Source organism: Stenotrophomonas sp. Sm6012, assembly GCF_030985895.1.
Lineage (GTDB): Bacteria > Pseudomonadota > Gammaproteobacteria > Xanthomonadales > Xanthomonadaceae > Stenotrophomonas > Stenotrophomonas forensis.
In genome coordinates, this window is record NZ_JAPTFX010000010.1 from 1 (window position 1) to 12034 (window position 12034).

Genomic DNA, 12034 nt, shown 5'->3' on the forward strand with positions numbered 1-12034 from the left:
TGACCCACCGGAGCGGTATGCTCCCCAACCTGGACTCTACTAAGTAGCTAGTGGCCCTGAGAAAGGGGGCAGGTCAGCCCCTCTCTGGACAAGCGCATGCACTTGAAAGCGCAATCCGCTTCTGCGAGTCAAGCAATGAAAGTGAATAAGGCCGAGATGGCATTTATCGAAGCATTTGAGCGCCTGAAGGCGGGCAAACCCATCAAGTGCTCTATTGGAACAGCAGTATCTCAGGCCAGCGTCGCTCGCGAGGCAGGCGTCACTCCGTCAGCGCTCCGAAAGTCTCGCTTTCCGCGAGTTGTAGCCATGATCCAGCAATGGATTGATGCAAATGCACTACCGGATAGGCCGACATCCGGCTCCACGCTTCTGCAGCGGCAGAAGGCTCGAAGCCTTCGCAGGCGGATCGAGGACCTTACACAGCAGCGCGATAAGATGGCCGCGCTTCTACTAGAGGCAGATTCTCAAGTACTCCGACTGACACTGGAGTGCGAGAGACTTCGGGCCCTTGCCCCCAATACCAACATCACGGCTTTCCCACAGAGACCACGTGCCAGCAAGGATGAATGACAACGCTACTGGACCATGGCGACCGACGCCACCCTGCATTCTCGGGCCCGGCGGCTAGAGATCGGCAATATGGAGCAGGCTGGACGCCGATAGCCCTAAGGCATCGGCAAGCCTTATGACGGTGGAAAGCCGGCAATCCTTCTTCCCCTGCTCAATATGGCCAAGTTGAGTACGGTGCATGCCCAGTTCAGCTGCAAAATCCTCTTGAGACACACCCAGCGCCATCCGTCTCGCCTTCACGGCGGCTCCAAGAGCTTGCTGGGGCTTGGGGATGGTCACCCCCTAAGCTTTAGTTTTGTAGTATTTTTGGTCTACAGTACTTACGGTAGCGCTCCTGGCAGCGTCACGAGCCCGCACCGGCGGTGTGGACCACTTACAGACCTTGGCAGGCGGGAATGAGCTTCTTCTTAGTGGATGCTGAGTCAGAGTTCGCCTTGGAGCTGTCTCTCAGCCAAGAGTCAGCGCAGGACCTGCGACGCCAAATCGCAAAGCTCCAAGAGAGCACGGACGCGGAAGGGCTTTCAAGGCGCCTTGCTGCGGAGCTCTCTAGATTGGTGCCAGAGATGCTTGACTGGGACATCAAAAGGCCCACAAAGGCGCAGATCGCCTATGCACGTACGATCTGCTACCAACGAAAGATTGAACTACCGCAGCAAGCGATGGAGTCCCGTCAGGCCATGCATCTGTTCATAGCCTCCCGTGGCAACTGGCCATGAAGCTGTTGCCTTTGCGCTGCCAGTCCTTCTGATTGGTCCAGGCGCCACACACTAGCGTGGGATGACGATTACAAATGATAGCTACGACGCGTCGGACCAGCCTCACCCACCCGTTAAATATTGCTGCGTTGCCAGTGGGAGCGAATGGTGGGGCGATTGGTGTGACGTTTGCTCCAGGGAAGTTTCAAGAAAACGCCATGACAGGCGCTTGGGCGCGCGACCTCGATGCAGACTTGGCGGCGATTCATTCTTGGGGCGCCCGACATCTGATCACGCTACTTGAACCACACGAGTTCGACGAACTCAGGATCTCCTCTCTGCCAACTCAGGCCAGCGATCATGGCTTGATGTGGTACGGGCTTCCTATTACGGACGGCAATGCACCAGACAAACGCTTCCTGTCACCGTGGAAAGAGCTAGGTCCATATCTGATTCGCGAACTGCTCGACGGGAAAAGGGTGGTCGTGCATTGCAAGGGAGGATTGGGCCGTGCAGGAACGGTTGCTTCGCTTCTTCTACTGAGCACTAAGACGAGCAGCGATGCAGAGAGCGCTATGCTTGCCGTACGAACGGCGCGTCCAGGGGCTATAGAGACCCTCGAGCAGGAGTGTTTCGTCCGCAAGTGGGCTAAGGCGCTGGGTCAGTAAAGGATGGAAGGCGGATGGGTCTCGGTCCGCTCTCTACGACCGATCGAAGAACCTCTTCGAGGACTATCGGCTAACCGATATCACCGGGATCAAGAACTGGCAGCACAAACTTTGTCCATTCATCATCGCAGTTCAACGTCGGAACCATACGTCGCCAGCTAGCTTCTCTACGTCTCTAGCCACTTTGAGCACATCGGCTTCCCAACAGTGAGAAAGCGAGTCTAGAACGGGCTGGAGCTCTGGCACTCCATTGCCAATTGCATGGCGCTTGCTGAACGGAGCGTCCGTCTCCGTAAGGGTACGACTTGGGCCCGCCGCACGTGCTATAGATTGACCACGCGCGGTGCTTAGCAAATCCGCGTTGACCGATATGATGGCTCCCAGATCGAGAGCGCGTCGAAGCTCCGTCATTGATCCCGTGAACCAGTGAAAGATCAAGGTGTTCCGCTCGTGCACTCTTGAGCTCTCGATCAGGTCGAGAACGGCGGTGGCGGCTCGCAAACTATGCAGTGAGAGGGTTCTCCCCCCCACCTCGTTGCACACGGAGAAGACCCGCTGAAGTACTTTGGTTTGCTGCGCAATGCTACCCCTGTGCGCCGGCGAACCATCGAGACCAACTTCACCAACAAACGGACTTTCGGGAATTCCACGCTCAAGGGCGACGAGTTCAGAGACACGATCGTGTACCACCTGGGGGTGAAGTCCAATCCCAACGCGAACGTACCGATACTCGCGTACCATCTCCCTCTCGACTTGCCACGCCCGTGGCGTGGTCGTCACAGCAAAAGTGAACTGCTGCCTTGACTCTAGGAACTCCAAGGTCTCCTGCCACTTCGGTAGCAGGTCGACGTGGCAGTGGGCATCTACGAGCCTAAAGCCGCTCACTGAGGCACCTCCAGACCTGCGATGTCCGCCACTTCTAGCAAGCCGCTGCGTACGCAGCGCAGGAGCTCCTGCGTATGTCCTTCGACATCCGTCAATGGTGCGACCGTCGCCAAAGCCCACCGGAGTTGATCGTCTGGTAGACGCAGAATATTGAGGCCGTACTGGATCGAGCGAATAACATGCCCCCTAGCTCCTGGCTCTGTGTCTAGGTAGTCCAGTCCTTCAGTGACGTACTTCGTGGGATCTGAACGCGTCGGGTATGCATGCTTGATCGCTGCCCGCCTGATCAGGCATGGCCAGCACGTTCCGCAGTGGCTTGTTCCAAACTCCGCGCGATACCGCCGCACGAACTTCGGTTTTGAGCATGAAACGGTCAGGTCAAGGCCGTCCCAAAGCAGGCTCAGGTCCTCGCACTGAGCGAGCATTTCACCTTTAGTCTTACCCTGAAATGGATTCTCGAGGCGCGCGGGGAGACCGAGCTCGTCAAGGAGGTCATTGAACCTCGCGATGACGAATGGATGGGTAGTCCGGGTAGTCAGTGCACCCAGCCGCCAAGGATCGAGCGGAACGTTGAGTGAAATGAAGCCGTTCTCGGGTACAAGTACGCGAGCGCTCTTCCAGGCAGAAGCAACTACAGCGCTCGCTGCGAAGAAGAGGAATGATCTGGCTCGCATAGTCAGCTCGCCCTGCCCAGAGAATCCTGGGCCAAAGTCTGCTGCGCGCGAGGAAACAGCCCACTTAACAATCTCTACCGGGCGTCCCGTGCGCGTCGTAAGAAGCTCTGTCAACGACTCAACGGTCTGAGAGTTGCCGCCATCGACCTGGCTAACGAATACTGGGGCATGAGGCTCACGCCCGTAGGCGTCGATTGCGCCCGCGAAGCTATCCAACCCTCCTGAGAAAAGCGCAACAGGTGGTGCGGCTGCATCCAGCGAATCCTCGAGCGAGAGTCTCTCTGCATAGACCCCCATTTCGGGAGATGCGGCGTAGAAACTGATCGACCAGATGTCACCGCTTAGAGTACCTAGCAGGCGGCATATAAGCCGCGCACAACTCTGCCAGCGCGCCACATTGCGGACGGGAACTAAAAGGTGGATGTTGCGCGTCCAGTTGTCCTCTGAGTGCTGCTGGCGTGACAGCCGCGTATCAGCAAGCCATACGCCGAGCGCGACTAGAGCAAGCTCAAACGCTTGCGCACTTGGCTGTCGACCGGTGCGCAGCACTGTCTCCAAAAATTGATGCAGTCCGAAGCGAGGATTCCCACGGCGGTCGGTAAGCGTGACGCGCAGAGAATCTTCAGCAGTGCCTCCTGCAACGCTACTACCGTCCCATGAAAGAACGATTTCCAATCGGCTCATTCGTGCGCTCCCCAGTCTCCAACGGCGGTGATGGCTTCTCTGAGGGTATGACTGACGATCGCGTCAAAGCGGCCTGCATCGATCTGAGCTGGAAGAAATCGGCTTTGGCTGGCGGACAGGCGTTGACGTACTTGCACCACGACGAACGCCCTCAACGTAGATAGGTGAGTGAACGCGGCTGCGGCGGACACGCCGTTCTGCTCAAGCAAACTGCCGCCGTCCTGTGAAAGGCGCTCCAAAACGCACTCACCAATGAAGCGCTCAAAAAACGCAGATAGTTGCTCGGAGTTTGCCTCCAACAGATCGTCCAAGCCGTTCTCGATCTCAAAGCGCAGGGTTTGAAAGAAGGCGACGCGAACTATGGATTCGTCGATCGACGCGCCGTCTGAACAGACGAACTCAGCGAGTCGGTCCCATACTTGCGTGGTGGACAGACCGGCTAGTGAGTCTAGGCGCAGCACCCGTGCGAGCGCTTGCCCGCCGCCGGTAGCGAGAGCGCTGAACGCCTGCACCATACGGTCACCGGCGCGGCGAGCTGAGCCCATGCGACGGGTGCCCCTTTCGCCCCCTCCCATCGCGCTACTGGCGAAATGGCGGGCTGCTGCGCGCATGGCGCTGTCGTCAGATCCACCGGCTCGCGCGGAGCGGCGCACCGCTCTGCGCAATGGGGTAAGTCGTAGCGGGTCGGAAGCAGGCTCCGGTTGGACGCCGTCGCCACGAGAGTCGGCTTCAGCCCCCCCCTCATCGGCAGACTCGGCTCCTGCCTCGCCTGGAACCTCTCCCGGTAGCGGCAAGTCAGCCCAAGAAGGAATCAATGGATTGCTGCCCCTCGGGCCGGAATAGCTTGCAGAGGTACCCATCGTTACGAGCCCCGGCTCTGGAGGAGTGCTTGAATGAGGGTGACCAGCGGGCGCGGAGCATCCTCATCAAGAACCCGTTGCAGCCAAGCCCTGAGATTGTTGCCCGACTTAGCCAGCTCGCTGAAATGGGACAGCCACGTGCCGGCAGCGGCTGTCGGCATGCTGACGAAGCCGCGATCAATGATACCCGCCACCCCTTCGGCATCGAGGCGTAGTAGGTCGCCAAGGCTTTGGGCATAAGAATCTCGACGACCGTGATCGCTGGCTTGGATCAATCGCGTGATCAGTTCGGATGCAAGTAGCCCACGCCCCTCAGTTGACAGCTTGAGCACCTCAGCTTTGCGCGCAAGCAAGGACACTCCGCTTGCAGATGCAGCAAGCAGCTCGCCGACGTCATCTGGCAGCCCGGAGCTCGTCACCAGGCGCGCATCCCGAATAATGAAGAGATACGGACGCAGGTCAGTGCCCTCCAGCTTTGGCTCAAGTTTTGCCCACCGGGCGATCTTTGGATCATTTATGAAGTCCGTGGAAGGCTCCGGCTCTTCACCCTTCGTCTTTGAAGTTCGTACCTTAGGCGCCGCCTTTGGTGCCGGCGCGGGGCTCTTACTTCCCTCGAGCTGGCGCAGCAACGGACTATCACCGTTGCCATCGCGGGATTCCGATGCAATAGCATCGAACAGGTCTGGGTGGAAGTACTCAGCAAGCATCAGTTTCATCAGCGGAGCTACGGTGATGTCGTCCAAGCCGCGCGCGTGCGCTGCACGTAGGCGGACGAACACCGCATTGACGAAGCGCTTGATTTGGCGCGGATTTCCGTCAGTGCCCGCAGCTAGGACCGGCGCAATGCCCAGCATCAAGGATTGAAGAGGCTGCAGGGATCTATCTCGATCCATACTTCTCTTGACTGGCTTCAGATCAAGCTCTTGTTTCAGCCACGGCTTTTTCAGCAGCTCCTTGGCCTGGGCCAGCACCTGCGCGAATCCGGGATCGGAACTTCCTAGAACTCCCTCAAGGAGGAGAAGCTGAACGTAATGGCCAACTTCGACTGGCCCCAGAATGGGTAGCACGAAAGGCACTTGGATCAGTTTGTCCAAGTAGTTCCGAGCGTACTCGTCGGCCTTCAGTCCGGGACGTGCTGGAAAGTGCTCGCGAACCGCGTACTCGATCATTTGTCGGTCACAGCCAAGCACGAAAACAGTCCGCGGTCCCGATAGGAATAGACGTATCGCCTCTAGAGTACCAATGGCTGTCTGCGGCAAGCATCGATCCAGATCGTCCACCAGGACCACAAGTTGCTTAATCGCGGCCTTGTCCAACAACTCATTGAAATCACGGCGGAATCCGTGCAGATCTAAGGGATCATCCGCTGGATCGTCCTTGCCTAGAACGTCGGAGACCTTATCGAAAGTCTCTCCCGCTGCATCCTTCGATAGCAGTGTTGGCAGTAGCAGCGCCAGTCCGGCGGGACCAGCAACCATTGCACCGACGCCCGCGACCACGCCAGCCCTAGCCAGCTTCAGATAGTCGATCCGCTTGCGCAGACGACGGAACAAGTCCTTTGCCTTGGAAACGAAGGTCTTCTCTTGCTGAAGATGGCGAACGATACCTTCAAGGATTGCGATCTTGGCATCTTCGAATCCTTCATACTCCCAGCCATTGAACCATAGGGTGGTCACCCCCGACTGGTCCTTCAGTGAGCGCTCCACCAATGACAGCACTGTGGACTTGCCAGCCCCCCAGTCGCCATGCACTCCAAGCACTAGGCCATGGTCGGGATGGGCGCGAATCACTTCGGCGATCGTCCGAGCCAGCGGCTCAGCGTGCAGCAGATCTACGACTGCAACGTCGTCTGGAAAAATCAGCAGTCCTTGCATGTCCCCCCCCTGGGGCTAATAAGGCCGACTCCACCTATGCCATACGGCAGGCGTTCCCGTGCCTACTCGCGATTCAGATTGCTATAGATAATGCCCTATTGCAACCCTTGTAAAGGTCACGCCTGCGGAACTTCAACTGTCCAAGCACACCCTCTCCGCAAGGAACCGGAGGCTCAATAACGCCTGCTCACAGCTCAGCGTTACAAATAGCCAAGTTCACGCGAGGCCAGGCCCGCCTTGTACCACCTGCAATTGGGACCGACCACGGACGTTACCGCTTAGGCGTTCTGGCTCGATGTGCTTGTGCGACAAGGCTGGAGGTCGCATGGGACTAGCTCATCTTCCCGGAGGCCGCATTGAGCTCCTCAACGCGCTCAAGGAGGCGCCCAGAGGCCACGCTGAGCCCATCATCACTCATCGCGTAGGGAGAGGCGAACAGTGGAACTTCAACCCAGAGGTGCTCCTGTCCTAGATGGACATAGGGAGCGTAATCATCCAAAAGCAACGCATCACCGATCCTCTTTGATACGAAGCTGAGATCCTTGGTCTTTCCTGACCATTGGACGAAGTGAATATCTGCGAACCACTCCGGGGCGCTCCGCTCACGCACCAAGAGTTCCGCGATGCTCCGAAAGCGCGCTTCGGGAACCGTCGTGAACATCACCAGCGTCTCAAATTGAAGCCGCGCGCCGGCAAGGAATTCAGCCAGTCCAGGCCTTGCAATCTGACTAATAGCATTGGATATGAGCGTACCCTCAAGATCCATTGCGAGAATTCTCGGGCGCATAGAGTCATTACAGGTCAGGGCAGTAGTGCAAACACCATGCTCGCAACAGACGGCTTTGTCTACATCGTGAGCCTACTGGTGCAGCTTGTGAGCCTACTGGTACGGCCATGACGCGACAACGAAAAGCATCGTACTGCTGGCCACTTCTGAAAACCTCGAGAATACGAAAGGCAGACCGCATTTAACCGCTCCTAGCCCGCATCTATGCATGCATCCCAAGCAATGAGCAGCGCTGAGATACTATTGGACCCCAGAAAACCATGGCAGGCGTGCACCGCAGTGCGGCAAGATTGTTGCAAAGCTGTCCTCTTAGCACCGACGAGATTAGGAAGTCACAACGTCACAGATTCGACTTGAGCAAGCGCCATTGGTTCGATGTCCTAGTCAACAACTCGTTACCTTCGCTGTCGAACACCGACTCTAGGGATCGACCCTAATCACCCTCCATCCGTTTGACTCAAGTGCAGCAAGGTGTGCAGTACTGACGCGGTCCTTGTGAGTTGCAATTGCCAATAGGGTCGTCGGACGTGACATGCCAACGTAGAGACCCCGGTAAGCCGACTTGATGGACTTTGGCTTGCTTGGGATAGGACTCCCTAGTGCAATGCTGTCCATTGCGGCTCCAATATCGTGCCTTCTCAGATAGTGAACCATCGAATCAAGAACGAGCGTAGCAAGGTGCGTCTCACCTTTCACGGATGCAGTCGTCGCTATTTCAATCGACACAGAGCGGTCACCGTCATCAACCCGCATAACGTTGTCCGGGATGGAATGAGCCAGGCCGGCACCGGCACCGTCCTCCAATGCCGCAATGAAAGCTGCCTCGTCCACACCATCATCAAGATATGACCGCAACGTGTTGAACAGATGCGACATCGTGCCTTGCCAGCTATCTGTTCCGGCAAGACCGGTTGAGGTGACGAGGTGATGACGCAGACGACGGATAGGCTCTAGATCCACACCTTTGCTCTCTAGTGCTCGTATGAGCCGATTCGCATCTCGCAGGTCCTTCACTAGGGGACTGTTGCCGGCTCTCAGACCGAGGAGTAGTGCACGGGACACGTCCCGGGTACGTGAGGCCAAACCCAAAGGAGCGTCACCCCATCCTGCAGGGTCCGTCAGGAGGGTCCTGATACTCTCCTTCCCTCCACTCGTTGGGGATTTCATCGCATACACCGGGAAGTAGTCACCGACATGTCGGCCTAGCCCCGATCCAGAATCCCCCGCCTTGCGGGCGCAGATTGCCTTGACGGGCGCGCTCGCGAGCTGTGTGTCAGTCAGTTCTTCAAGAACAAGCCTCCCGAATCGCTCAATGACATTGGTGACTGTCGCATCATCGTAAAGAATGACCGTAGGTGGCTGCTCAGAAGGACGATGGGATACCACACTTGCGGGATAGTCCTGAACCGATGAAACGACAGAGGCGATGTCGGTCGGAAATCGCTTGGTCGAGCTGACAGTGAGAGCCCCATCCCTGGGGAATGTAAGCTTAGCCTCTTCCTTTCCGCCAGACAGGATGCGCTGATTCCTGTCACCGAAGCGTTGAACTATCACCTCGTCGCCGAAGATGGAATCGAGCATTGCCTCTTGCTCCGCATCCGTATCCTGCATTTCATCAATTAGCACCAGCGGAAACCTAAAAGATGCGGCGACACTGACCGCAGGGAAATCCCGCAGCAGACGGGTGGCGAACGCAAACATATCTGCGTGACGGAAGATCCCGCGCTGAGACAGCTCCCTTTTGATCTCACTCGCCTGCTTCCACGTCGGAGAATCCTTGCTAGGAAGCTGCCCTTTCTCGGTGCCAATCGCCAGATCCGCACCCACATGGATGAGCGTTCTGACGATTTCTTCACCGTTAGCCTGCCTCTTCAGCCAAGCACGAAGCGCCGGCTTCTTCCACATCAGATAGAGCGCATTCTTTCCGAATATTTCATTGTCGATCGAGTCAACATCGGTGCCCTGTGATCGAAGAAACGGCAGTGCGAGATGGGTATTTACAAATGAGTGAATAGTGCCAATGAAATGTGGGTGCCCCAAGAGGGACGCACCTTGCGGACTGCCAGCCAGACGCTTGGAGATCTCCGCTGCAGCCACATTGGTATGGCTGATAACACAGACTCCTCTATTGGAATGCTTCCACTTCGAAGCAAGCAGGGTCAACTTCGCTGCGAGAAGTGTTGTTTTGCCGCTGCCAGGCGCAGCCTGGACATCGCAGGACCCCATCATACGAAGAACTGCAGCCCTCTCTGGATCCGTGAAGTCCAGACCCGGCATCGCTTCCGATAACAGCGCCAAGTCTTCGTCTGAGATCGTTGGTAAGCTCATACCGCTGTCCCCTCATGCTCGGGCTCAGCGTCACCGGCCCTACCTACCCCGGAGGCATCGTCTGTCAAGGATGTCACGTGGACAAGCGCATGCCGAAGGTACGCCGGAAGTCGGTCGAGCAGGTCCCTGCCTTTTCCGTACTTCCCGCTCGCCAAGAGGCGGGCGGCAAACTGCGCCGTAACAGCCTTTGATGCATCCCCCGCGTACAGCGGCTCGTAGATCTCACACGCAAGGGCCACTGGCTTACCAACATGCTTCGCGCTCAAAATCATCCATTCTGCAGCGGCGTTTGCCACCATTTCATCGATCTTGGAATCGTCAAACCTTTCCCCTTGCGAGCGCTTGATGCATGCCAGCGCAATTGCCGTGAAGATGAGCTCCGAGCAGCCGCTGAGTGCAAGGTCATACTCAAGTGTCCAGTGATCAGAGACAAAGACCCTTACTGCATCGTCGCTGGCGATCTGAACCCTATCGACCTTCTTTTGGACAGCTGCAGCTGCTTGAGCAGAATCGTAGTCGTGCTCAAATCGCTTTACGCTCTTCTTCTTTGGCACGGCGACATAAGAGGCCATTGTTGGAACGATATCCCGGTCCGTAATGCACGCTACTGGCATTCCGATAGAGACCGCGCCCTCAGCTCGCTGAAAAATCCTAGCGTAGTGATAGAGGCCGACATCACCCACATTGACAATCGAGACTCCGTGGGCGGAGAGGGAGAGGCCAGCTGCTTCAGCAAGGGCGGGAAGAAGCAGCGCCTCGCCCGGCCCCTCAACCACCAGGACGCCCCGGGCGAAGAAGAGGTTAGCCTTGGTCGCATCCAAGAAGCGCTCAAGGTACTCGTAGTCCAGCCGGTCAAGACGCGTATCGGCTTGGCGGAGCGGATACGTCCGCGCCTTCCGTACCAGAATGAGCGACTCCAGCGGCGCAGTGGTCGCCAAGGATGGGCTGTGCGTAGACATTAGAATCTGAACTGGTGAGTCGACATCACCACTCTTCGCTTGCATCAGCTTGAGAACGCGATCCTGCAGTTGCGGGTGTAGATGAGCCTCCGGCTCCTCAATAAGGAGAAGCGGAAGCCCTTCGTCATCCCCGCTCAGCAGCACGAGCTCGGTGGCCATGAAGAGCGCGTTGTTGTACCCCAGCCCGCGCCCGCACTTCGCATCCTGATCAACTGTCGTGGGCGGAGTCAGGGACAGCTCAAATCGCTCGAGGATCTGCGTCAGGTTGCTTGAGCCGGCGATGCGAATCCGGGATGTGAGTTCCTCCCCGTCAAAAGACATCTTTGAGAGATAGTTACTATTGATGTCGTCCTGGACAACCCCGATTGTCGCGTGACGTTGAATGTCATACTGAGCCCGGCTCATCATGCCTACTAGAGTCTCAGGAGGGTCGGTCGCAGCGGGGTCGAAGTCGTTCCTATCTTGCGCAACCATTGATTTGTGCGCTCCCAGTATCTGCGAAAGACGCGACATGCGACCTGGCCGTAGCTCTGCTTCGGCATCCCGGAGAGGGCGCAGGTACGTAGCACGCACCAACTCTCTCACAGCGGTGCCGATCTCCGGCCCTGCGCCGCCAACGCCGCTGTGTGTGACCGCAAAGACCCTCGCGCGCTTTCCGGGTGTTACGGGTATGCGAGTAGCCTTAAGGTGAAGAATCAGCGATCTGGTTCCGTCACTCTCGTAGGTCAACCATTCGAGAACCGCTGCCTCCTGTGGAACAGACAGCCCCTTTAAACAGGCCTCGATGGTCAGAGTATCAACCTGGGACGTGCCGTGGGCATGGAAATCCGACTCTTGCAGCCGAACGTTCTCGTAGCTGGTCGTCCAGAGGAGTAGACGTATGGCATCTATGATCGTGGTCTTCCCAGCGTCATTCTCTCCGATCAGAAGGTTCAGGCCTTCGTTGAGAGTGAGATCCAAGCTGGGTGAGGCCGCTGTTCCCCCGAACGCTCTGAATCCTTTCGCCTTGATGCGGTGCAGGTGCATTATTCCGTTCCTTCTACGGCCTGT

8 protein-coding genes are annotated in these 12034 nt (G+C 57.4%); 1 reads left to right on the forward strand and 7 read right to left on the reverse strand.

The features are described from left to right. Positions 1–624: 624 nt before the first annotated feature. Positions 625–849 carry a helix-turn-helix transcriptional regulator gene (locus O0J73_RS03435; protein WP_220084291.1) on the reverse strand — a complete coding sequence of 75 codons (225 nt, stop codon included), beginning with the start codon at positions 847–849 and terminating at the stop codon, positions 625–627. Positions 850–1360: 511 nt separating this feature from the next. On the opposite strand from O0J73_RS03435, the gene O0J73_RS03440 reads away from it, so the two are divergent. Next, a complete protein-coding gene (locus O0J73_RS03440) occupies positions 1361–1933 on the forward strand; it encodes a cyclin-dependent kinase inhibitor 3 family protein (protein ID WP_308308004.1) in 573 nt (190 codons plus the stop codon). An 881-nt stretch (positions 1934–2814) separates the two neighbouring features. Here O0J73_RS03440 and qatC read toward each other — a convergent pair. The 6 genes from qatC to O0J73_RS03470 form a co-directional block, all read right to left on the reverse strand. After that, positions 2815–4176, reverse strand: a complete 1362-nt coding sequence (qatC, locus tag O0J73_RS03445; RefSeq protein WP_308308005.1) for a Qat anti-phage system QueC-like protein QatC — start codon at positions 4174–4176, stop codon at positions 2815–2817. After that, entirely contained in the window at positions 4173–5036 is an 864-nt protein-coding gene (gene qatB, locus O0J73_RS03450) for a Qat anti-phage system associated protein QatB (protein WP_308308006.1), read from the reverse strand. Before qatB ends, qatC begins: the two co-directional genes overlap by 4 nt. A gap of 2 nt (positions 5037–5038) precedes the next feature. After that, entirely contained in the window at positions 5039–6910 is a 1872-nt protein-coding gene (locus O0J73_RS03455) for a P-loop NTPase fold protein (RefSeq protein WP_308308007.1), read from the reverse strand. A 331-nt stretch (positions 6911–7241) separates the two neighbouring features. Further along, entirely contained in the window at positions 7242–7676 is a 435-nt protein-coding gene (locus O0J73_RS03460) for an NIF family HAD-type phosphatase (RefSeq protein ID WP_308308008.1), read from the reverse strand. A gap of 441 nt (positions 7677–8117) precedes the next feature. Continuing rightward, positions 8118–10025, reverse strand: coding sequence for a UvrD-helicase domain-containing protein (locus tag O0J73_RS03465; RefSeq protein WP_308308009.1), 1908 nt, complete (start codon positions 10023–10025; stop codon positions 8118–8120). Then, positions 10022–12010: an AAA family ATPase gene (locus O0J73_RS03470; RefSeq protein WP_308308010.1), complete on the reverse strand. Its 1989-nt coding sequence runs from the start codon at positions 12008–12010 to the stop codon at positions 10022–10024. The genes O0J73_RS03465 and O0J73_RS03470 overlap by 4 nt, the downstream gene beginning before the upstream one ends. Positions 12011–12034: the final 24 nt, after the last annotated feature.

Bases quoted from the DNA above. Each gene is read 5' to 3' on its own strand.
- O0J73_RS03460 (WP_308308008.1), bottom strand. From the start codon at position 7,676: ATGGATCTTGAGGGTACGCTCATATCCAATGCTATTAGTCAGATTGCA.
- O0J73_RS03440 (WP_308308004.1), top strand. From the start codon at position 1,361: ATGATAGCTACGACGCGTCGGACCAGCCTCACCCACCCGTTAAATATT.
- O0J73_RS03455 (WP_308308007.1), bottom strand. From the start codon at position 6,910: ATGCAAGGACTGCTGATTTTTCCAGACGACGTTGCAGTCGTAGATCTG.
- O0J73_RS03465 (WP_308308009.1), bottom strand. From the start codon at position 10,025: ATGAGCTTACCAACGATCTCAGACGAAGACTTGGCGCTGTTATCGGAA.
- qatB (WP_308308006.1), bottom strand. From the start codon at position 5,036: ATGGGTACCTCTGCAAGCTATTCCGGCCCGAGGGGCAGCAATCCATTG.
- O0J73_RS03470 (WP_308308010.1), bottom strand. From the start codon at position 12,010: ATGCACCTGCACCGCATCAAGGCGAAAGGATTCAGAGCGTTCGGGGGA.
- qatC (WP_308308005.1), bottom strand. From the start codon at position 4,176: ATGAGCCGATTGGAAATCGTTCTTTCATGGGACGGTAGTAGCGTTGCA.